Annotated in this window: 21 protein-coding genes; 11 read left to right on the forward strand and 10 right to left on the reverse strand. The window is 65.4% G+C overall.

The window, feature by feature from the left end:
* Nucleotides 1-7 precede the first annotated feature (7 nt).
* Nucleotides 8-541 (forward strand): molybdenum cofactor guanylyltransferase, encoded by a 534-nt coding sequence (gene mobA, locus IE122_RS03465; RefSeq protein ID WP_189619649.1) that lies wholly within the window; start codon nt 8-10, stop codon nt 539-541.
* Between the two features lie 3 nt (nt 542-544).
* Here the strand turns inward: mobA and IE122_RS03470 are convergent, their stop codons facing one another.
* Together IE122_RS03470 and IE122_RS03475 are read right to left on the reverse strand one after the other, a co-directional pair.
* Nucleotides 545-1,231, reverse strand: coding sequence for a winged helix-turn-helix domain-containing protein (locus tag IE122_RS03470; protein ID WP_189619650.1), 687 nt, complete (start codon nt 1,229-1,231; stop codon nt 545-547).
* Nucleotides 1,232-1,479: 248 nt separating this feature from the next.
* A complete protein-coding gene (locus IE122_RS03475; protein WP_189619774.1) occupies nt 1,480-2,679 on the reverse strand; it encodes an LL-diaminopimelate aminotransferase in 1,200 nt (399 codons plus the stop codon).
* 243 nt (nt 2,680-2,922) lie between these two features.
* Here IE122_RS03475 and IE122_RS03480 point away from each other — a divergent pair, with 243 nt between their 5' ends.
* From IE122_RS03480 to lptG, 5 genes are all read left to right on the forward strand, one after another.
* The gene (locus IE122_RS03480) at nt 2,923-4,788 is read left to right on the forward strand and encodes a PHA/PHB synthase family protein (RefSeq protein WP_189619651.1); all 1,866 of its coding nucleotides are present in this window, start codon (nt 2,923-2,925) and stop codon (nt 4,786-4,788) included.
* A gap of 311 nt (nt 4,789-5,099) precedes the next feature.
* Nucleotides 5,100-5,978, forward strand: coding sequence for a phasin family protein (locus IE122_RS03485; RefSeq protein ID WP_189619652.1), 879 nt, complete (start codon nt 5,100-5,102; stop codon nt 5,976-5,978).
* Between the two features lie 239 nt (nt 5,979-6,217).
* Nucleotides 6,218-6,580 (forward strand): ATP-dependent Clp protease adapter ClpS, encoded by a 363-nt coding sequence (clpS, locus tag IE122_RS03490; protein WP_229813719.1) that lies wholly within the window; start codon nt 6,218-6,220, stop codon nt 6,578-6,580.
* A gap of 108 nt (nt 6,581-6,688) precedes the next feature.
* On the forward strand, nt 6,689-7,915 hold the full coding sequence (gene lptF / locus IE122_RS03495) for an LPS export ABC transporter permease LptF (protein WP_189619653.1): 1,227 nt from the start codon (nt 6,689-6,691) through the stop codon (nt 7,913-7,915).
* Nucleotides 7,915-9,012 carry an LPS export ABC transporter permease LptG gene (gene lptG / locus IE122_RS03500; protein ID WP_189619654.1) on the forward strand — a complete coding sequence of 366 codons (1,098 nt, stop codon included), beginning with the start codon at nt 7,915-7,917 and terminating at the stop codon, nt 9,010-9,012. The genes lptF and lptG overlap by 1 nt, the downstream gene beginning before the upstream one ends.
* Before the next feature lie 187 nt (nt 9,013-9,199).
* Here the strand turns inward: lptG and IE122_RS03505 are convergent, their stop codons facing one another.
* Nucleotides 9,200-10,297, reverse strand: a complete 1,098-nt coding sequence (locus IE122_RS03505) for a fatty acid desaturase family protein (RefSeq protein WP_189619655.1) — start codon at nt 10,295-10,297, stop codon at nt 9,200-9,202.
* A 194-nt stretch (nt 10,298-10,491) separates the two neighbouring features.
* Here IE122_RS03505 and IE122_RS03510 point away from each other — a divergent pair, with 194 nt between their 5' ends.
* Entirely contained in the window at nt 10,492-11,658 is a 1,167-nt protein-coding gene (locus IE122_RS03510) for an N-acetyltransferase (protein ID WP_189619656.1), read from the forward strand.
* Between the two features lie 128 nt (nt 11,659-11,786).
* A complete protein-coding gene (locus IE122_RS03515; RefSeq protein WP_189619657.1) occupies nt 11,787-12,680 on the forward strand; it encodes an HpcH/HpaI aldolase/citrate lyase family protein in 894 nt (297 codons plus the stop codon).
* Here IE122_RS03515 and IE122_RS03520 read toward each other — a convergent pair.
* Both IE122_RS03520 and lipB read right to left on the reverse strand, forming a co-directional pair.
* Entirely contained in the window at nt 12,661-12,981 is a 321-nt protein-coding gene (locus IE122_RS03520) for a hypothetical protein (protein WP_229813690.1), read from the reverse strand. The genes IE122_RS03515 and IE122_RS03520 overlap by 20 nt on opposite strands.
* Complete coding sequence (gene lipB, locus IE122_RS03525) at nt 12,978-13,694, reverse strand: lipoyl(octanoyl) transferase LipB (RefSeq protein ID WP_189619777.1); 717 nt, start codon at nt 13,692-13,694, stop codon at nt 12,978-12,980. Before lipB ends, IE122_RS03520 begins: the two co-directional genes overlap by 4 nt.
* 78 nt (nt 13,695-13,772) lie before the next feature.
* Here lipB and IE122_RS03530 point away from each other — a divergent pair, with 78 nt between their 5' ends.
* Nucleotides 13,773-14,603 carry a hypothetical protein gene (locus tag IE122_RS03530; protein ID WP_189619658.1) on the forward strand — a complete coding sequence of 277 codons (831 nt, stop codon included), beginning with the start codon at nt 13,773-13,775 and terminating at the stop codon, nt 14,601-14,603.
* Between the two features lie 19 nt (nt 14,604-14,622).
* On the opposite strand, the gene IE122_RS03535 is transcribed toward IE122_RS03530, so the two are convergent.
* The 3 genes from IE122_RS03535 to IE122_RS03545 all read right to left on the reverse strand — a co-directional run bounded on the left by IE122_RS03535 (nt 14,623) and on the right by IE122_RS03545 (nt 16,298).
* On the reverse strand, nt 14,623-15,276 hold the full coding sequence (locus IE122_RS03535; protein ID WP_189619659.1) for a class I SAM-dependent methyltransferase: 654 nt from the start codon (nt 15,274-15,276) through the stop codon (nt 14,623-14,625).
* A 98-nt stretch (nt 15,277-15,374) separates the two neighbouring features.
* Nucleotides 15,375-15,719 carry an arsenate reductase family protein gene (locus IE122_RS03540; RefSeq protein ID WP_189619660.1) on the reverse strand — a complete coding sequence of 115 codons (345 nt, stop codon included), beginning with the start codon at nt 15,717-15,719 and terminating at the stop codon, nt 15,375-15,377.
* Nucleotides 15,720-15,740: 21 nt separating this feature from the next.
* Nucleotides 15,741-16,298 carry a (2Fe-2S)-binding protein gene (locus tag IE122_RS03545; RefSeq protein WP_189619778.1) on the reverse strand — a complete coding sequence of 186 codons (558 nt, stop codon included), beginning with the start codon at nt 16,296-16,298 and terminating at the stop codon, nt 15,741-15,743.
* 177 nt (nt 16,299-16,475) lie between these two features.
* Between IE122_RS03545 and IE122_RS03550 the strand changes: the two genes are divergently transcribed.
* Both IE122_RS03550 and IE122_RS03555 read left to right on the forward strand, forming a co-directional pair.
* Nucleotides 16,476-16,994 (forward strand): YqgE/AlgH family protein, encoded by a 519-nt coding sequence (locus tag IE122_RS03550; RefSeq protein ID WP_505831037.1) that lies wholly within the window; start codon nt 16,476-16,478, stop codon nt 16,992-16,994.
* 146 nt (nt 16,995-17,140) lie between these two features.
* Nucleotides 17,141-17,851 carry a TetR/AcrR family transcriptional regulator gene (locus tag IE122_RS03555; RefSeq protein WP_189619661.1) on the forward strand — a complete coding sequence of 237 codons (711 nt, stop codon included), beginning with the start codon at nt 17,141-17,143 and terminating at the stop codon, nt 17,849-17,851.
* 101 nt (nt 17,852-17,952) lie between these two features.
* On the opposite strand, the gene IE122_RS03560 is transcribed toward IE122_RS03555, so the two are convergent.
* Both IE122_RS03560 and IE122_RS03565 read right to left on the reverse strand, forming a co-directional pair.
* Complete coding sequence (locus IE122_RS03560; RefSeq protein WP_229813691.1) at nt 17,953-18,693, reverse strand: murein L,D-transpeptidase catalytic domain-containing protein; 741 nt, start codon at nt 18,691-18,693, stop codon at nt 17,953-17,955.
* Between the two features lie 67 nt (nt 18,694-18,760).
* Nucleotides 18,761-20,002: a polyhydroxyalkanoate depolymerase gene (locus tag IE122_RS03565; RefSeq protein ID WP_189619662.1), complete on the reverse strand. Its 1,242-nt coding sequence runs from the start codon at nt 20,000-20,002 to the stop codon at nt 18,761-18,763.
* Nucleotides 20,003-20,165: the final 163 nt, after the last annotated feature.

The following is a 20,165-nucleotide window of genomic DNA, read 5'->3' on the forward strand; positions in this document are numbered from 1 at the left end:
AAGGCTTTTGTTGCTAGGCGTGGTACTTGCTGGCGGGAAATCGTCGCGCTTCGGCAGTGACAAGGCGCTGGCCGAACTGGATGGCCATTCGCTGCTGGCGCTGGCGGTGGATACGCTGTCAGGCTGGTGCGAACGGGTGGTGGTGTGCGGGCGAGAGCAGGCACCCGCGCCGACCCTGCCCGATTGGCCGCGGGCCGGGATGGGGCCGCTCGGCGGGCTGGCGGCGGCGCTGCGCCATGCCTGCGACGAAGGCTACGAGCATGTCCTCAGTTGCGGGGTGGACGCGGGGCGGCTGCCCGATGATCTGCCCGGGCTGTTGCAGCCGGGGCCCGCCTGCCTGATCGATCAGCCGGTGATCGGCCTGTGGCCGGCCAGCGCCGCCTCCGTGCTCGAACGCCTGCTGCTGTCCGACGAGCGCCATTCGATGCGGCATTTCGCCGAGCTGTGCGGGGCGCGAGAGGTGCGGATCGCAGGCGCGATCCCCAACATCAATACGCCGCAGGACCTGGCCGCGCTGACCGGTTTGCAGCCGCCGCGCTGACGGTCAGATGCCGGTCTGCGGGTTTCCCCGGCCGTTCGCCTTGCGGACCCCTGGTTCTTGCGGCAGCGGGTCCGGGACAGCGTAGAGCGTTGTTCCGTGGCAGTGGGCCAGATCGCGCACGCACAGGCGATAGCCGCCGGTGTTGCACGTCTCGATGATCCGGGGCAGGCCGACGTCCGACAGTTTGCGCCGCAGCCGCGACATATGGACGGCGATGCTGTTGGTTTCCGGGATGAAGCCCATGTTCCACACGTCGCGGATCAAATCCGGCTTGCTCACCGTTACATCGGGACTGTCAGACAGTCGCCACAGCAGGGTGAATTCGCGCGGGTTGAGATCGAGCGGCCTGCCGGCGAAATAGGCATCACGGCCCAGTAGGTCGATCCGCAGGCGGCCAAACGTGCGAAACCGGGGCAGGTAGGCTGATCGCGTCACCAGCCGCTTCGCGCGCACCGCCAGTTCCTCCAGTGTCACGTCGTCGCCCAGAACCTCGGCAAAACCCATGCCGACCAGCACGGCCCGCTGGCTCGATGCGGTTACCCCCAGCACTATGGCCATGGTGCGCTCCGCCTCGCTGAAGCCGACCAGCGCGCACATCATCGCCGCGCTGTCCATCCCGGCCGCGTCGAACAGGCTGACCCGTCCGGTGCGAAAAGAACTATCGTCGAGAGTCCATCCGAACCGGCGCAAATCCCGCTCCGGGACGATTTTTCCCAAAGGCCGGAACCGCAGTTCCGGGTGATCCTCTGCTGTCTTGCCAGTCTGATCCTGAGCTGCCCGTATGTGCATATCTGTCACGCTTTGCCCCACGTTGACCGGGTTTCCTTCCCCAAGGAACCCCGGCCTTCGTGGTCAGCTAACGGCGATAAGACAGCACCCACAACTCACATTTAATTACAGGGAAGGGCTGTGATTTTCCAACATTTCAATATGTTAATTCAGGCGGCAGAACTATTTACACCCATCGAGGTGAGATATTTCTTGATGTTGCGGGCGGCCTGGCGAAGCCGCTGTTCGTTCTCCACCATGGCGATCCGGACGAAGCCTTCGCCATCCTCGCCGTAACCCACGCCGGGGGCGACCGCCACTTCGGCATGTGTCAGCAACTGCTTTGAGAATTCGAGGCTGCCCATGTCCTTGAGCGCCGGGGGCAGTGGGGCCCACGCAAACATTGACGCCTTGGGGCTCGGGATGTCCCAGCCGGCCCGGCCGAACGCCTCGACCATGACGTCGCGGCGCTTCTGGTAGAGTTCGCGGTTCTTCTCGACGATGTCCTGCGGACCGTTCAGCGCGGCGCAGGCGGCGGCCTGGATCGGGGTGAACGCCCCGTAATCGAGGTAGGACTTCACCCGCTTGAGCGCGGCGATCAGCTTGGGGTTGCCGACCGCAAAGCCCACGCGCCACCCCGCCATCGAGAACGTCTTGGACATCGAGGTGAATTCGACCGCGATGTCTTTGGCCCCCGGCACTTCGAGGATCGAGCGGGTCGGCTGACCGTCGTAATAAAGTTCGGAATAGGCCAGATCGGAGAGGACCCAGACCTTGTTTTCCTTCGCCCAGGCGACCAGCCGTTCGTAGAATGCCAGATCCACCGTTTCGGCGGTCGGGTTGGACGGGTAGTTGACGATCAGGATCGATGGACGCGGCACGGTGAACGCCATCGCCCGGTCGAGCGAGCGCCAGTAGCCTTCGTCGGGCGTCGTCGGCACGGAGCGGATCGTCGCCCCGGCGATGATGAAGCCGAAGGTGTGGATCGGATAGCTGGGGTTGGGGGCCAGCACCACATCGCCGGGCGCGGTGATCGCGGTGGCAAGGCTGGCGAGCCCTTCCTTGGATCCCATCGTCATCACCACTTCGGTTTCGGGATCGAGTTCCACGTTGAAGCGGCGGGCGTAATAGTTGGCTTGGGCGCGGCGGATGCCGGGAATGCCCGAGCTTGCCGAATAACCGTGCGCGTCCGGCTTCTGCGCCACCTCGCACAGCTTGTCGATCACGTGGGCGGGCGGTGGCAGGTCCGGGTTGCCCATCCCCAGGTCGATGATGTCCCGGCCCGCCTGGCGTGCCGCATGGCGCATCGCGTTCACTTCGGCGATGACATAGGGCGGCAGTCGCTTGATGCGGTAGAACTCGTCTTCCATGACCTGTGTTGATTCCATGCTTGCGGCGGAATGTGCCGCGCCGCTCCTGTAGAAGATTACGCGCGGCGCGCAAATGGGAGTTGCGCCGGCTTCAGCGTGGCCATCGACGGTGCCGCGCATGCTGTCGGCGGATCGATCCCGATTTCGGGCTTAGCGGACTCGACAGGGGCGGGCCGACGGGTCCACTAAGGCAAACGTCCGGTGGGCGCGGGGCGCAGCGGATCGCGAGGGGAATTGGTGCCGATGGCGCATGACGTGGCCGATATGATGTCCAGCCTGTTCCAGGCGCAAGGTGAAGGCGTGGCCACGATCATGGGCAAGATGATGCCCGCTGCCGGCGCCACCGAAGCCGAGAAGATTGTCCACTGGGCCCAGGTTGCCGGGCGGATGCAGTCGATCTGGACCGATTTCCAGGTGGAGCAGATCGGGCAGGCGGCGGCCCCGAATTCGCACCTCAGCGATCCGGTGCGCTGGATCGCCACGGTGGAAGCGGTGCTGCGGCAACTGCCGCTGGCCGATCCCGATGTGCAGGCCGGGCTGTGGAACGAGGTGCTGGACCTGATCGGCACCGTCATGGGGCAATACGGCCTGGGCCCGCGCGCAAGCGAACAATCCGCCGGTGACGATCCCGCGCTGCCGCTGGCCGATCGCCGCTTCGCCGATCCCCGCTGGCGGCGTCAGCCGGTGTTCGCGCTGCTGCATCAGGTCTACCTGCTGCTGTCGCGACAGGTGACGGCGCTGGCCGAATCGGTGGAAGGGATGGAGCCGGGCAAGAAGGCCCAGTTGATCTTCGCCACCAACATCCTGCTCGATGCGCTGAGCCCGGCGAATTTCCCGCTGACCAACCCCGTCGCTCTCGACAAGGCGGGCGAGACGCAGGGTGACAGTCTGGTGCGCGGGTTCGAGCATCTGGTGAGCGATCTGCGCAAGCGCCAGCTTACCCACACCGCGCCCGGCGCATTCGTGATCGGCGAGAATATCGCCACCACGCCCGGCAAGGTGATCCTCGAAACCCCGCTGTACCAGCTTATCCAGTACACCCCGACCACCGACAAGGTGCTCAAGACGCCGCTGCTGATCTTCCCGCCGTGGATCAACCGGTTCTACATCCTCGATCTCAACGCCAAGAAAAGCTTCGTGCGCTGGGCGGTGGAGCAGGGGGTGAGCGTGTTCATGGTGTCGTGGAAATCGGCCGATGCCACGCTCGCCGACGTGACTTGGGACGATTACATCCAGGCGCAGATGGATTGCATCGACACGGTATGCACCCGGCTTGCCGTGCCCGCGACGCACACCATCGGCTATTGCGTGGCCGGGACCACGCTGGCGGCGACGCTGGCGGTGATGGCGCGCAAGGGCACGGCCGACAAGGTCGCCAGCGGCACCTTCTTCACCGCGCAGGTCGATTTCGAGGAAGCCGGCGATCTCAAGAACTTCATCGACGATCAGCAGATCGATGCGATCGGCCGCTTGGCTACGGACGGCTACATCGACGGCCGGTACATGGCTGCGACGTTCAATATCCTGCGCGGCAACGATCTGATCTGGAGCACGGTCCAAAAGAACTACCTGCTGGGCGAAGCCTATCCGGCTTTCGACCTGCTCCACTGGAACGGCGATGTCACGAACCTGCCGGCCAGGTGGCACCGCGATTACCTGCGCGATCTCTACCGTGACAACCGCATGGTGGTGCCCGATTCGCTGCAGGCCTGCGGCGAGCCGATCGACCTCAGGCGCATTCATACCCCGTGCTACATCCAGGCCGGGCGCGAGGATCATATCGCGCCGACGCACAGCGTATGGAAGCTGACCCGCTATCTGCAAGGGCCATGGACGTTCCTGCTCGCCGGATCGGGCCATATCGCTGGGGTGGTCAACCCACCGTCCTCCGACAAGTACGGGTATTGGACGAACGACGATGCCCCGCGCTCGCTGGCCGAGTTCCAGTCGGGCGCGGTCGCGCATCCGGGCAGTTGGTGGCCGCACTGGATCGGCTGGATCCGGAGCCTTGACGCACAAACGGTGCCTGCGCGCGGCAAGCGCCGACCCGGCGGGCGTGGCGATCGGGTGATCGAGGATGCGCCGGGGCGTTACGTCGCCACGCGCTGACACTGCAGTGCAACCAATCGCTGCGCAAATGCGTTGCTGAAACGATAACGCTGCGGCGATGAGCACCGTCTCCGGCCAGACAGTCCGGGGCCCGGAAACCCTTACAAATTTTTCATGCTGCACTGCAACATAACGGGTTGACTTCGCGTTCGCGGAATCGTATTTTGCAATGCAACAAGCGTAATCAGTGCTGTCGAACGCTGATCCGGTCGCGATGATCCGTTACAAAAGTTCGCGTCCGGTCGGGTTCAGGGTTCAGATTGCGGCTGTGCCACGGTGTGGCCCACTGTTTGCAATGCGGGAATGTCGGGATGGTCGATAAGGACAAAGTGACGGGATCGGCAAAGAAGGCCGTGCCTGCCGGGCGCGCCCCGCGCAAGGCTCCCGCAGCCAAGAAGGCAGTCGTTGCGAAAGCGCCGGCGGTCCGTGCTCCCCAGCCCGTTGCCGCCAAGCCCGCGCCGGCCCCGAAGGTCGCGGCCGCTGTGGCCAAGCCTACGCCGCCTGTCGCTGCTCCGGTTCCGGTCAAGGCTGAAAAGCCGGCCAAGCCTGCGGCCATCAAGGCCGCGGTGGCAGTGCCGGCAAAGATCCCGGCCCCGGCCGAGATCGCACCTCCGGCGGCCCCGGCTCCGGCTCCGGCTCCGGTCGTTGCGGCAGCGATCGTTCCACCCGTTCCCAAGGCGGCACCAAAGACCGTCCCTACTGAAAAACCACGTTTCGCAGGACTTTCTTTCAATCTTTTCTCCGAGGACAGAACCATGGATTTCAACGCCAACTTCAGCGGCATGCAGGACGCGATCACCGAAGCCCAGACCAAGGCCAAGGCCGCGTTCGACAAGAGCACCTCGATGCTGGGCGAAGTCAGCGACTTCACCAAGGGCAACGTCGAAGCGATCATCGAATCGGGCAAGATCCTCGCCGAAGGCGTGCAGGGTCTGGGCACCGAGATCGTTTCGGAAAGCCGCAGCGCTTTCGAAACGATGACCGGTGACATCAAGGAACTGGCCGCAGCCAAGTCGCCGACCGATTTCTTCAAGCTCCAGGGTGACCTGATGCGCAAGAACTTCGACAGTGCCGTGGCTTATGGCTCGAAGAGCAGCGAAACCATGCTCAAGCTCGCCAGCGACGTGATTGCCCCCATTTCGGGCCGCGTCAGCCTGGCGATGGAAAAGGCTCGCACCATTTCGGTCTGATCCTTTCTAATGGGTACCGTGTCCGGCCGGATGGGCAGATCGCCCGTCCGGCCGGATGCGTTTTTCCGGTGCAAAGACTTGGTTTCGTGCAGACTGCGACGGGCCGGGCCTCGGCCGCTGTCGCCGGATTTGACAATCGATCCGGGCCATCTTGTGAGAATGGGCCCGGTTGCGGTATCCTGACCCACATGCATCTCCAGTTTCGTGATTCCCTTTCCGGCCGCGCGCCGATTGCGCGCATGGTGCGCGATGCGGTTCCCGTGCGCCTTGCCGCCGGCAGCAAGCCCCCCCGCGAAGGGGAAGGCGACGGCGAAGTGGGCGTCGCCACCAAGACCCGCGCCCGCCCCAAGAAGCCGAGCCAGTTCAAGGTCTTGATGCTCAATGATGATTACACCCCGATGGAATTCGTGGTGATGGTCCTCAAGCGGTTCTTCCATATGGACATGGAACAGGCGACCCGGGTGATGCTCCACGTTCACCAGCGCGGCGTCGGCGTCTGCGGGATTTTCCCTTATGAAATCGCTGAAACCAAGGTGAACCAGGTGATGGACTTCGCCCGGCAGAACCAGCATCCCTTGCAGTGCACGCTGGAAAAGGCCTGATCGCCTGCCGCCTGTCGCGGGCCCGTGTAAAGCTGCCATTATGCGCTTTGCCCCGGCACCGCTTGCCGTTAAGGGATGAGGCCTAAGGTGCCCTAACGACTGATCCCAGTGAAATTTTTCAGCGCCATCGACAGGTACATCTTCCGCCTTGTGCTGATGCCGATGGTTGGCATCTTCCTGCTGGCGGCTTCGCTGCTCATCCTCGACAAGATGCTGCGCCTGTTCGATTTTGTCGCTGCCGAAGGCGGCCCGGTCGGCGTGGTGTTCCGTCTGCTCGCCAACATGCTGCCCGAATATGCCAGCCTCGCGATTCCGCTGGGGCTGATGCTGGGCATCCTGCTCGCTTTCCGCAAACTGGCGACCAGCAGCGAACTCGACGTGATGCGCGCGGTGGGCCTCAGCTATACCCGCCTGCTGCGGGTACCGTTGATCCTGACGGTGGTGATGGCCGGGGCCAATCTGGCGATCGTCGGCTATCTCCAGCCGCTTTCAAGGTATTACTACGAGGAGCTCAACTACGAGCTCAAGTCCGGCGCGCTGGGCGCATCGATCAAGGTCGGCGAGTTTACCACGCTGAAAGATCGCATCGCGCTGCGCATCGATGAAAGCCAGGACGACGGCCGCAAGCTGATCGGCATCTTCGCCCGGGTGGCCGACAAGAAAGGGCAGGTCCTGTCGATCTCGGCGCGGCAGGGCCAGTTCCTGGCGCTGCAGGGGCAGCCCGATACGATCATCTTCCGCCTGATCGACGGCCAGATCATCCAGGACGAACCGGGCAAGGTATCGCGGGTGCTGACCTTCAGCCGCCACGACATGCCGATCGACCTGCCGGAGGTGGAAAAGTTCCGTCAGCGCGGCGGCAAGGACCGCGAATATCTGCTCCCCGAACTGCTGCGGCTGAGCTGGAACGATGCGCTGCCCAAGGCTGAGCGGGTGTCGAGCCTGGCCAACTTCAATTACCGCATGGTCGAGGTCATCATGATGCTGATGCTGCCGTTCCTGGCGGTGGCGCTGGCGATCCCGCCCAAGCGCTCCACATCGGCGCTGGGTGTGTTCGTCTCGATCGTGATGGTGGTGGCCTATCACAAGGTCAACGAATACGCGCAGGACGTGGCGACGCTGGGCCGGGTCGATCCCTGGATCGCGCTGTGGGGGCCGTTCGTGATCTTCGGCATCCTGATCGCGTGGATGTATTACCGCGTCGCCTATGTGCCCGGCGGCCAGGCGATCGGCTGGCTGGAGACGGCATCGGGCCGCCTCGTCAAGCGGCTCAAATCGCTGCTGCGCCGCAAGCGGCGCGGGCCGATCCTTCCCGCTCCCTCGGACGTGCATTGATGCAGATGGATTTTTTCCCCTCGCGCACGCTGACGCTGTACCTCGCGCGGCTGTTCTTCACGCGCATCGTTGCCGTGCTGATCATGCTGGTGCTGGTGCTGCAGACGCTCGACCTGCTGGGCGAGAGCGGCGATATCCTGGCCTATCCGGGCAACGGGCAGGCGCAGTTGCTCTACTACGTGTCGCTGCGGCTGCCGCAACTGGTGGCGCGGTTCCTGCCCTATTCGGTCCTGCTGGCCACGATCTTCACACTGGCGACGCTGAACCAGAACAGCGAAGTGGTGGCGATGAAATCGGCCGGGCTTTCGGCGCACCAGGTGCTGGCCCCGCTGATCCTGACCGCCGCGCTGTTCTCGCTGTTCAGCTTCGGCTTCAACGAACGCGTCGTCACCCGCGCGACCGCCACGCTCGATGCCTGGGACAAGGCGGATTACGGCCCGATACCAAAGGATTCGGGCGTGCGCACCAACGTCTATCTGACGGATGGCCACAATCTGCTGCTGGCGCGATCGGTGGCGGGAGTGGGAGAGGCGATGACGATGACCGGGGTGACCTGGTATCGCCGCGATGCGACCGGGATGATCGTCGAAAAGGTGCAGTCGCCGCGGGCGACCCACGGGGCCGCCGGCTGGACGCTGGAGCAGCCGGTGCGGTTCCGCGTGGCCGATTCGAGCACGGCGGCGCTCGCCCCGCTCGTCGTCGGGCCGGAACTGACGCCCGAGAAGGTCAGCCTCGCCTCGGTGGACGCCGATGAACAGAACATCGTCACGCTATGGGCCACCATCGGCAAGATGCGCGAAGCCGGCCGGCGCACCGATGCGCTCGAATCGGTGTGGTGGCACAAGATTTCGGGGCCGCTGTCATCGGTCCTGATGCCGCTCCTGGGAGCCATCGCCGCGTTCGGTCTGGCCCGCAGCGGCCAGTTGCTGATCCGCGCGGTGATCGGCATGGCGCTCGGCTTCGCCTACTTCGTGATCGATAACGCGGCGCTGGCGATGGGCAGCTTCGGGGGATACCCGCCGATGGTGGCCGCCTGGGCCCCGTTCATCCTCTTCGCCCTGATCGGCGAAGCGGTGCTGGTCCGCACCGAAGAGTAGGGCTCGCCGACGGGCACTCTGCCGGTCTCAACCCTCTGCTCCGTCTTTGCGAGCGACCGCAGGTCGCGCGGCAATCCAGGGCGGTTTACGCGGCCCTGGATTGCTTCGCCCGCTTCGCGGGTTCGCAACGACCAATGAAATCAAAGGTTTGGTTCAGCAGTTCTTGGCACAGCGCTTGGCGGAGCCCTCAGCGGCCACCCATGGTGCTGCGTGCCAGCCGGGCGACTAGCGGGAACAGACCCGGATAGCTCGCCTTGGCATAGGTATCCCGCCCGCCGATATGCGCGCTGAGCCGGCGGTGGGCCTCTGCCAGCGAATGATAGGGCATGCTGGGCAGGAGGTGGTGCAGCGCGTGATAGCGCAGCCCCACCGGGGCCCACAGCGGAGCGAGCAGCGCCGGCGGCGGCACGTTGACAGAATCGAGGTACTGGGCGGTGACGGTCATCGTCTCGCCCTCGTTCTCCCACAAGTGCGCCACCAGGGTGCGGATCTGGTTGAGCAGTGCCGCGCCCGATGCGATCACCAGCGCGATCAGCAGCGGACGCAGGCCGAACGCGAACACGCTGGCGATCAGCGTGATCGCCCAGATGCTGGCCCCCAGTTCCTGCCAGAACACCATCCGCGCGAATTCGCCTTCGGGCGGGCGGCGGCGGAACGCCGGGTTGATCGACAGTGCCGAAATGCGCGCCCACACCAGCCGGCGCAGGGGCGGTACGACCGTGCCCAGCGGCACCAGCACCGCCGAGCGGATCAGCAGTGCCACAGGCAGCAGCAGCGCGGTGACGACGAACAGCGGCAAGGTCCACGGCTTCATCAGCGCCAGCGGCAGGTATTCAGGGTCTTCCACGGTGCCATAACGGGTGCGGGCATGATGCAGCGTGTGGACGCCTTCGTACATGAACGAGGGCGTGAGCAACGGAATGCCGACCAGCAGGTTCCAGCCGAAGCGGAAGCCGGGCAGGGCATCGCGGTGGATATGGGTCAGTTCGTGGATGAACAGCATCGCCCGATACAGGCCGAGCACGCCGACCACGGCGCAAAGGATCGCGGCCGGGGGGTGCGTGAACAGGATCGCGCCGGCAACCCCGCCATAGCCAAGGGCTGCCGAAACCAGCATGTCGGGCCAGTAGATCGCGGCGCGGGCGGTGGTGAGGTCACGGGTCAGTTCCACGGCGGCGCGCAGCAGTTCCCGGTCATCGGGAATACCCGCGCGCGGGCCCGGCGCGGCCGTGGCTGGGCCGGCCAGCGGAGAAAAGGGCGTTTCGATCACGTTTTGCGCAGTCATGCACTCAAATCCAAAATTGCCATGCCGTTTTGCCGGCCGTCTTCCCCGCGTCGAAAATCTTGCGGCCATTCGTACCGTGGCCTTTGCGCTTTGCGGACGGCGGGCCGCTTGACATCGCACCCCAACGCGCCACACCACGCGCAACCTGCCGGTCCGTAACGGGCAGGCGCTTAATACCAAACAAAGGCAGCATCGTGGCCGAAGCCGAACTAGTCATTGTCCCCGTTTCCAACAAGGCCGATCTCCATGCATTCGTGGACTGCGCCTATCGCCTCAACGCGGATGACCCGAACTGGGTGGCCAACCTGCGGATGGAGGAGATCGAGAAGTTCACGCCCGGCAAGAACCCTTTCTTCGCGCACGCCCGCTGCCAGCTTTTCCTGGCAAAGCGCGGCGCTCGGGTGGTTGGCCGGATATCGGCGCATATCGATGAACTGGCGCTGAGCCAGCCCGTCGAACAGGGCATGGGGCCGGGCACCGGCAACTGGGGCGCGATCGAGGCAGAGGATGAGGGCGCGGCGCAGGCGCTGATAGCGCGGGCCGAGCAGTGGCTGCGCGATGAGGGGATGACGCGGGTCCTCGCGCCGATGAACCTGTCGGTGTGGGAAGAGCCGGGGCTGCAGGTCACCGGACACGATCATTCGCCGATGGTGATGATGGCGCACCATTCGCCGCGTTATCAGGGATGGATCGAAGGCGCGGGCTATCAGCGCGTAAAGACCCTGCGGACCTATGATCTGGACGTGACATCGCCGTTCCCGCCGCTGGTCCAGCGGATCGTCCGTGCGGGCGAAAAGAACGAGCGCATCACCGTGCGCGATGCCAGGATGAAGGATTTCGCCAAGGAAGCGGCGCTGATCTGCGACATCATCAACGATGCCTGGTCGGACAACTGGGGTTTCGTCCCGTTCACCCCGGAAGAGATCGCCTATACCGGCAAGAAGCTGAAACCGCTGGTCCACGAATCGCTGATCCGCATCGCCGAATACGATGGCGAGCCGGTCGCGTTCATGATGACGCTGCCCGATCTCAACCAGATCCAGGCGCGGGTGAACGGGCGCACCGGCAAGCCATCGCTGCTCGGCTGGCTCAAGCTGGCACTATGGTTGCGCAAGCCCCGCTCGGCAGACATGCGCGTGCCCTTGATGGGGGTGCGCAAGAAACTGCAATCCTCGCGGATGGCCAGCCAGCTCGCCTTCATGATGATCGAGACGATTCGCGTCGCGGCCATCGCCCAGTTCAAGACGACGCGGGCGGAGATCGGCTGGGTCCTTGAGGACAACCAAGGCATGGTGGGCATCGCCCAAGCCATCGAGAGCAAGGTGAATCGCGAATACGCGATCTATGAAAAGCCGCTTTGACCAGCGAATTGCCCCGCATTGCCGCCATTCTGACCGTTTTGGTCGCAATTCGTTAAGTCGTTGCCCCTAGCCTATGGCGGTGCGACGGGTGCGAAGGACGCGCCGGCACGCAAGGGCTGGCATAGGCAATGACACTTCGATCCTGGCTGATCGTTCCCGGGCACAGCGAAAAGCAGTTGGCCCAGGCCCCGCGCGCCGGGGCGGATGTGGTCGTCGTCGATCTGTGCGCCACGGTGCCGGCGGCGGAAAAGGCGGCGGCGCGGGCACTGTCGGCCGAATGGCTGCGGGCTTTTCGCGAACCGGTATCGGGCGGGCAGGGCATGGCCCGCTGGGTGCGGATTTCGCCGTTCGATTCGGGGCTGTGGCGCGAAGACCTGCTGGCGGCGCTGGCCGGCGCAGCCGATGGCGTGATCCTGCCGCATGCAGCAGGGCCCGAGGCGGTCCGCCAACTGGGCATCGAACTCTATGAATTCGAACAGAAGCTGGGCGTTCCGGCCAATTCCACGCTGATCCTGCCGATTGTCGGCGAAACGCCGCGCACCGCGCTCGGGATCGCCGATTATGCCGAAGCGGTCCATCCGCGCCTGGCCGGGCTGACCTGGCGGCCCGATGGCCTGGCGGATGCGCTGGGTATCGGCCGCGATACGGGCTCCGGTGCCCTCGGCGATCCGTTCGCCTATGTCCGCGCGACCTGCCTCCTCACCGCCCGCGCCACCGATCTCGCCGCGCTCGACGCGCCGTGCGAAACCTGGGAGGACGAGGCGGTCCTGCGCGGTGCGATCATGTCCGCGCGGCGTGACGGGTTTACCGGGATGTTCGCGATCCATCCGGCGCAAGTGCCGGCGATCAATGCCGCGTTCTCCAACGATCCCTTCACGATGCCGGTGGTAACCGCCGCAGCCGATCACGTCGCCGCGATCCCGCAGGTCAGCGCCGCCGCAGCGCCGTCGGTCGCCGCTCAGGTCCAGCCCGGCCTCATGCCCGGACTGATCCGGCGCGCGCCTATTCTGCGCTCGACGTAGCCTCTGCCGCCTCGGCCGGCTCTGCCTTGTCCGCTTCGGCCCCTTGTGCTTCGCTTGACGCGGCGTCGCTGGCGCTGCCGGCCGGATGGGCCGGTGCCCCCACCACGGCGTCCGGCCCGGATTGCGAGCGGACGGTGTCATACGGCAGCATGTCGTCAGTGATGGACCGGGGCAGCACTTCGCCGCCCTTGGCCGCCTGGACCGCGCCGTCGTCCTTCTTGTCCCCGCATCCGCTCAGGACGACGCAGGCCGCGATGCTCAACGCGATTCTGGCGCGACGGGACAGGCGGTGGCTCATCATGCGGGAAACTCCGGCGGCTGCGGGGAAGCGGGGCAGGTCTGTGCGGGCGGGCAGGGCCGGTCGAGCGCGGCGAGGAACGCCCCGGCGCGCGCCAGCATCGCTGCGTCCCAGGCGGCAAGGCTGACATCGCGCCCCAGCCGCTGCAGGCTGGTGACGCCGAATTCGTCGATGCCACAGGGCACGATGCCGGAAAAATGCGCCAGATCCGGCGCGATGTTGACCGAAAAACCGTGCATCGTCACCCACTTGCGGATGCGCACGCCGATCGCGCCGATCTTTGCCTCGCGGCCGTCGATATCCTGCGTCCAGATGCCGATCCGGCCTTCGCTGCGAAAGCTTTCGATCCCGAAGTCCGCCAGCGTATCGATCACCCAGCCTTCGAGCGCGTGAACGAAGCCCCGCACATCGCGGGCGCGTTTGCGCAGGTCGATCAGGACATAGCCGACCCGCTGGCCGGGGCCGTGATAGGTATACCGCCCGCCCCGCCCGGCATCGACGACCTCGAATCGCGGATCCAGCAGCTCGGCGCGCGCGGCGCTGGTGCCGGCGGTGTAGACCGGCGGGTGTTCCAGCAGCCAGATCAGCTCGCGCGCCTCACCGGCGGCGATGGCGGCGTTGCGCGCGGCCATTTCTTCCAGCGCGACGCGGTACGGCACCGGGCTGGTGGACACGCGCCATTCGATATCGGAGCCAAGTTGCGGATCGCCGGTCATGGCGCGTTGCGTGGCGGCATTCCATGCGGTTATCAAGTGCCTTTCCGTGCCCGGTTCGCGGCGCGCCTGGAGCGACTCATGAAATTCGACAGTAACCGGTGCTGGATGGAGGCGCTCGCCGATATCAGGGCCAACCGCGATCTTCTGCTGACCGTGGGGGCATTTTTCTTCCTGCTGCCGACGCTGGTTTCACTGGTGCTGACCGCCGATCTCCAGGTCGGCCTCGCCAAGGCGATGGAGAATGCCAAGGCGATGAAGGCCTTCGTCGAACAGCACGGCTCCACTCTGGTTCTGGCGACGAGCGCGGAACTGCTGGTCAATGCCTTCGGCATGCTGGCACTGCTGCGCCTGCTGTCGGACCGGTACCGCTCCACCGTGGGGCAGGCGCTGCTCGCGGCCTTGCAGGGCATCCCCGGCCTGGTGGGCATCGCCGCGCTGCTGATGCTCATCTTCCTTGCCGCGCTGACGGTGGTGGCGATCACGCTGGGATCGCTGTTGATCGCGGTGCTGGGCGAAGCGGTGGGCGGGATTGTGACCGCCGTCGTCGCGCTGGCGGTGGGCGGTCTTTACCCGCTGGCTCGCCTGTCGATGGCTCCGCCCGCCCTGGTGCTGGAAGGGCAGATCAATCCGCTGCGCGCTGCCTTGTGGTCCTGGCGCGTCACCCGGGGCAACGGCGTGGCGCTGGCGCTGTTCTATTTCCTGCTGTCGATGGCGTTCGGGATGGTCGGCCTCGTCACGATGCTGCTGTTCGGCCCGCTGCTGCTGGCTGTGGCCGGGCAGGGCATGGTGTTCTACCTGCTGGCGGGCGTGCTCAACGGGCTGGTGTCGCTCGCAAAGTGGCTGCTTCTGACGGCAGTGCTCTACCGCGCCTATCGCCAGTTGACGGAAAAGGCCGGGGTGGCCGCATGAGCGGCCGCCGTGCGGCGGGTCAGTCGTTCGCGACCTGACCGTCGGCGGCGTCTTTCCAGCCCCAGTACATGAAGCAGGGCGGGACGTTCAGCGGTTCCAGCGCATTGTCGATCCGGCGGAAATGGCGCGCCATGAAATCGCGCGCGCGCGGCGTGAACTGGTAGACCAGAAACGCCCCGTTCTGCCGGATCACGCGCCAGGTGGCGGCGGCGATCGCCGGCCCGACGCCATCGGGCAGGGTGGAGAAGGGCAGGCCCGACAGCACATAGTCGGCCTTTTCGAAGCCGTGCTGGCGGACGATATCCTCAACATCGGCGGCCGATCCCAGCACCGCGCGAAAGCGGCTGTCGGTGATGGTGCGGCGCAAATAGTCGATGAACAGCGGGTTGGTGTCGATCACCAGCAGCATGCCGTCCCGCGCCAGCCGATCCAGCACCGGGCGGCAGAAGGTGCCAACGCCCGGCCCGTATTCGACGAAGAGCTTGCAGTTGCCCCAGTCCACCGGGGCCAGCATGCGGTTGATGGTGAAGCGCGAGGACGGAACGATCGAGCCGACCATCACCGGATTGCGCACAAAACCTTCGATAAATACGCCCCAGGGGCCCATCGCGTTCCGTACCCGGCGCTTGATCTTGTGTGACCATGCCTCGCGGGCAAGCTCGGTGCCGGACATGCTTCAGGGAACCCCTACAATTCGTTGCGTATTACCGCGACTTCCTCGCCTCCCGGTGACAGAATTATCCCCGCAAGGCAAGCAAGCCACCCGCCGGTTTAAAGAATTTCATGCACCTTGTCCTGTGGACGGCACAGCCGGACGCCTTTGTCGGTTTCGACCAGCGGCCGCTCGATCAGCACCGGTTCCGCCGCCATCGCCGCCAGCACCGTTTCATCATCTGCGGCGGGCAGGCCGCGCTCGGCGGCGTCGGTTCCGCGCAGGCGCAACCCCTGCTGCGGGGTGATCCCGGCATCGGTATAAAGCTGGCCCAGCTTCGCGGCGGTCGGCGGGGTCTTGAGGTATTCGATCACCGTCACGTCCACGCCCGGTGCCTCCTCAAGGATCGCCAGCGTCTTGCGCGATGTGCCGCAGGCAGGATTGTGCCAGATGGTGGCCTTCATGGAGATATCCTTTCGTGACGGTCAGCGCGGGGTATCGCCGGACGGTGCGGGGGAGAGCGCCGGAGTCGTGCGGGCCGCGTCGGCCGGGGCGATGCCGGGCACGGGCGCGGCGTGAAGGGTCGTTTCGCGGCGCATCACCCGCGCCGCCCGGCGGACGGCTTCGAGCAGCCGGGGCTGGACCCCGCAGCGGCACAGGTTCGGGATCGCATCGCGAATATCGTCGTCGGAAGGATTGGCGTTGCGCGCCAGCAGCGCGGCGGCGGCCATGACGATGCCGGGGGTGCAGAAGCCGCACTGGATCGCCTGTTCGGCCACCATCGCCTGCTGCACCGGGTGCGACCGGTCGGGCGAAAGACCCTCGATCGTGGTGATGAAACGCCCCTCGCACTCGCTCAGCGTCACCAGGCAGGCGCGCAGCGCCGCGCCGTCGACCATCACCGTGCAGGCCCCGCAATCGCCTGCGCCGCAGCCGTACTTGGTGCCGGTCAGGTTGGCCGCGTCGCGCAGGGCCCACAGCAGCGGCGTGCGCGGGTCCATGGCAATATCGACGGGGCGGTCGTTGACGATCATGCGCGGCATCGTGAAGCCCTTGCGGCGGACGGACGGTTCGGCACCGCTCTTGGACCAGCGGTGCGACAAGGTGAAGGACAAAAAGGCATGGCCGGTGTCCCTCGTCCCCTTGTCGGGGGCGGTGGGGTGGCTAAGTTCAACTACGTGACCGACGCCCAATATCTCTCCGGCCGGCTGCTGCTGGCGATGCCCGGGATGTTCGATCCCCGGTTCGACCATTCCGTCAACGCCTTGTGCATCCACGATGAAAACGGGGCCTTCGGCCTCAACCTGGGGCGGACCCGGTCGGACGTGACGTTCCACGCCGTGCTGGCGGAGATGGGGATAGACCCCGGGCAGGCCCCCGATTGCGCGGTGCTAGATGGCGGGCCGGTGGAGCAGGGGCGCGGGTTCGTGCTGCATTCGACCGACTGGGACGGGCCCGGCACGATCCCGGTGCCCGCAATCGGGGCGCTGTCCACCACGTCCGAAGTGCTGCGCGCGATTGCCGCTGGCGAAGGGCCCCGGCAGTGGCTCATGGCGCTGGGCTATGCCGGCTGGGGCGCGGGCCAGTTGGAAGACGAAATGCGCCAGCACGGCTGGTATGCGGCCGAAGGGCGGGCCGCCGTGGTGTTCGATACTGCGACAGAAGCGCGCTGGCTGGCCGCATGGGCCGCAGAGGGGATTGATCCCGCAGCACTTTCGCCCGATATTGGCAGGGCCTGACCGGGGAAAGACCGGCGGGCAGGTCGCGTTTCGAAATGAGAATGTGCCGGCAACGGAGCTACCGCTCCGGTATTGCCAGCTTTTGTGCACTTATGTACATTTCGGGCACTAAAAAGTAGAACCTGAATATCGGGAGGGTATTGGCGATGTCCGAACCCAGTCCAGGTCGATCCGTTCCGGCTTCCGCCGGCGAGGAGCCGCGTCGCGGCCCCGGCCGTCCCAGCATCAGTAACGAAGCCCTGCTGGATAAAGCGCTCGAACTTTTTCTGGACCACGGCTTTGCCGGCACCAGCATCGACGCGATTACCCAGTCCGCCAGCATGGCCAAGCGCACCATCTATGCCCGCTATGGTGACAAGGCGAGCCTGTTTCGCGCCGCCGTGGCGCACGGGCTGGACCGGTTCAAGCCCACTTTCGACCGGCTCAGCGCGCTGGAAGCCGATGACATGGACGAAACGATGGACCGGATCGCCGATGCGATCGTGGCCAGCGTCGTTTCACCCGACAGCATCCGCCTGCTGCGCCTGATCCGCTCCGATGCCGGCGCGGTCCCGGAAATCGTCGGCGACTTTTCGGATCGGACGCTGGACCCGGTAACTGCCTTCCTGGCCGATCTGTTCCGCCGCCGCACCGCTCTGGGTCAGGCTGCGGTTGAGGATTCGCGGCTGGTGGCCGAACTGTTCATCGATGTCATCGCGCGCGGGCCCTGCAGCAAAGCGGCGGCCGATCTGGTATTCGCGCCCGATTATGTCGAACGGCACACCCGGTTCGCGGTAAAGCTGTTCCTGCACGGGCTGATGACGATCGGCGATGGTCCTGACGGACATAGCGGCGCGCGCACCGAACTGTGCGGGTAGGATATCGTTCGTTCAATCAGCCCCATACATCCCGTTCGCTCGACACGAACGGAGAATGAAACAGCTTTTACGCATTGCTTCAGTCGCCGCTGGCCTTCGTCTCAAGCTTCGCCGATCCGGTCGGCGAACAGCAGGCGACCGCCCGAAAGGTGCCACAGCGCTTCGTTGAAATCGGACGGTGCCATCGCGAAGCAGCCTTCGCTGCGGCCGATCTTGCCCCACTTTTCGATCATGGCCGGATCGACGTACCAGGCCGGGTGCATCACGATCGCGCGATCGAGCGCCATCGAATTATCGCCGTCCAGCCCTTCGAGACGGATCGAGGTGCCGTATTTGCCCTGATACCATTGGCAGGTAAGATAGGCCCCGCGCGAGGTTGCCTCGGAACCGGGGGTGTTCGAAAACCGCTGCAACCAGCCGCTGTGGTCCGGGTCCGATCCCCGGCCATGGGCGAGGAGGAACGAGCGCACGGTGCCGTTTTCCAGATTGGCGAAATGCAGGCGCGGCAGCCACGAGGGGCGTGCGAAATCGGCCACGCCGACCACGTCGGTCCGCCACAGGCGGCTGCCGATGCGATCGCGTTCGCGTGCCGCCACTTCCAGCACGCGGCGCAGATAGGCGGGATCGTTGGCGATCGGCGCCATGATCGGCGGTGGCACGTCGGCCGGCGGCACGGCGGTCACATCGGGGCCGAAACCCGGTTGCGGCGGGGTTGCCGGGACGAGGTCCCAGCTTGCCACTTGCGCCAGCGCCCGGCCCGGAAACAGCGCAGGAACGGTCAGCCCGGCACCAAGTGCCAGCCCCCGCGCCAAGACTGTCCGCCGTTCCAGTTTGCGATCCATCGCTTCAAGATAGCGCCATTGTGGCAGGATTTCCAGATAGCTGCGTCAGGCGGGACGCCGCGACCGCTCAGTTGGGCGAAGGGACGGCGTTGCGATGGGCCGCGATCCACTGTTCTACCACCGGGGCGATGGCGTTGCGCCACTTCGATCCGTTGAAGATGCCATAATGGCCGACGCCATCGGCCAGATAGTACTTCTTGCGCGCTTCGGGCAGCGCGGTGGCCAGGTGCAGCGCGGCGCGGGTCTGGCCGATGCCCGAGATATCGTCCCGCTCCCCCTCCACCGCCAGCAGCGCGGTGTCGCGGATAGCCCCCAGGTCCACCCGCTTGCCGCGATGGATCAGTTCGCCCTTGGGCAGCGAATGGCGCTGGAACACATGCTCCACCGTCTGCAGGTAATAGTCCGCGGTCATGTCACAGACCGAGCGGTATTCGTCGTAGAACGCCTTGGTCGCCGCGGCGCTTTCCCCGTCGCCGGTGACGAGGTGGTTGAACATAGCGTAGTGGCTCATCATGTGCGACCCCAGGTTCATCGCCAGGAACCCGGTCAGTTGCAGGAACCCCGGATAGACCCTGCGGCCCGATCCGGGATAAGTGATCGGCACCGTGGTGATCACATGGTGTTCGAACCACGAAAGCGGCCTGTCCATCGCCACGTCGTTGACCGAGGTCGGCGCTTCGCGGGTATCGACCGGACCACCCATCATCGTCAGCGAGGCCGGGCGGCAGGGGTTTTCGGCCCCGGCCATGATCGCGGCGGTTGCCAGTGCCGGCACTGACGGCTGGCAGACGGCGAGCATGTGCGTGTTGGGACCGATGAATTCGAGGAAGCCGATCACGTAATCGATGTAGTCATCGAGGTCGAACGTGCCCTCGGAAAGCGGCACCATCTTCGCATCGGCCCAGTCGGTGATGTAGACCACGCAGCTTTCCACCATCCGCGCCACGGTGCCGCGCAGCAGGGTCGCGAAATGGCCGCTCATCGGGGCGACGATCAGCAGGCGCGGCGCGTCTTCGGGCAGGCCGGCATGGTCGAAGCGCAGCAGGTTGCCGAACGGGCGATGCAGCACGATCGATTCGGTGACGGTGTGGGTCTTGCCGCCGACCGTGACCGCTTCGATATCAAACGCCGGCTTGCCGCGCGGCGCGGCAGCGTGGGCAAACACGTCGAGCGCGGAAGCGAGATATGGGCCGAAACCGAAGTAGCCGATCGGCAGCGCCGGGTTGGTCAGCAGCTCCGCACCGACCGAAGCGAATGCGGCGGCGTTGCCAAGCATGGTGCGCTGCAATTCATAGGCGTTGTAAAGCAAGCAATATCTCCTGGGCGACTCTGTCCGTTGCGCCGGATTTCGGGAAGCTATGTGGGCTTCCCAAGCCGATTGTGCAACGCAAACAGGGCCGACGGGTTCGCGGCAGGGTCTTGAAACCGCTATGGCATTAAATCCATTGCACTATGCTTGCCGGGCACCTTGG

The organism is Novosphingobium colocasiae, assembly GCF_014652555.1.
GTDB classification, from domain to species: domain Bacteria; phylum Pseudomonadota; class Alphaproteobacteria; order Sphingomonadales; family Sphingomonadaceae; genus Novosphingobium; species Novosphingobium colocasiae.

Bases quoted from the DNA above. Each gene is read 5' to 3' on its own strand.
- IE122_RS03545 (WP_189619778.1), bottom strand. From the start codon at position 16,298: ATGCCGCGCATGATCGTCAACGACCGCCCCGTCGATATTGCCATGGAC.
- IE122_RS03485 (WP_189619652.1), top strand. From the start codon at position 5,100: ATGGTCGATAAGGACAAAGTGACGGGATCGGCAAAGAAGGCCGTGCCT.
- IE122_RS03475 (WP_189619774.1), bottom strand. From the start codon at position 2,679: ATGGAAGACGAGTTCTACCGCATCAAGCGACTGCCGCCCTATGTCATC.
- IE122_RS03480 (WP_189619651.1), top strand. From the start codon at position 2,923: ATGGCGCATGACGTGGCCGATATGATGTCCAGCCTGTTCCAGGCGCAA.
- clpS (WP_229813719.1), top strand. From the start codon at position 6,218: ATGGTGCGCGATGCGGTTCCCGTGCGCCTTGCCGCCGGCAGCAAGCCC.
- IE122_RS03560 (WP_229813691.1), bottom strand. From the start codon at position 18,693: ATGGATCGCAAACTGGAACGGCGGACAGTCTTGGCGCGGGGGCTGGCA.
- lipB (WP_189619777.1), bottom strand. From the start codon at position 13,694: ATGACCGGCGATCCGCAACTTGGCTCCGATATCGAATGGCGCGTGTCC.
- IE122_RS03530 (WP_189619658.1), top strand. From the start codon at position 13,773: ATGAAATTCGACAGTAACCGGTGCTGGATGGAGGCGCTCGCCGATATC.
- IE122_RS03505 (WP_189619655.1), bottom strand. From the start codon at position 10,297: ATGACTGCGCAAAACGTGATCGAAACGCCCTTTTCTCCGCTGGCCGGC.
- lptG (WP_189619654.1), top strand. From the start codon at position 7,915: ATGCAGATGGATTTTTTCCCCTCGCGCACGCTGACGCTGTACCTCGCG.
- IE122_RS03520 (WP_229813690.1), bottom strand. From the start codon at position 12,981: ATGATGAGCCACCGCCTGTCCCGTCGCGCCAGAATCGCGTTGAGCATC.
- IE122_RS03555 (WP_189619661.1), top strand. From the start codon at position 17,141: ATGTCCGAACCCAGTCCAGGTCGATCCGTTCCGGCTTCCGCCGGCGAG.
- IE122_RS03540 (WP_189619660.1), bottom strand. From the start codon at position 15,719: ATGAAGGCCACCATCTGGCACAATCCTGCCTGCGGCACATCGCGCAAG.
- IE122_RS03550 (WP_505831037.1), top strand. From the start codon at position 16,476: ATGCCCGGGATGTTCGATCCCCGGTTCGACCATTCCGTCAACGCCTTG.
- IE122_RS03515 (WP_189619657.1), top strand. From the start codon at position 11,787: ATGACACTTCGATCCTGGCTGATCGTTCCCGGGCACAGCGAAAAGCAG.
- IE122_RS03535 (WP_189619659.1), bottom strand. From the start codon at position 15,276: ATGTCCGGCACCGAGCTTGCCCGCGAGGCATGGTCACACAAGATCAAG.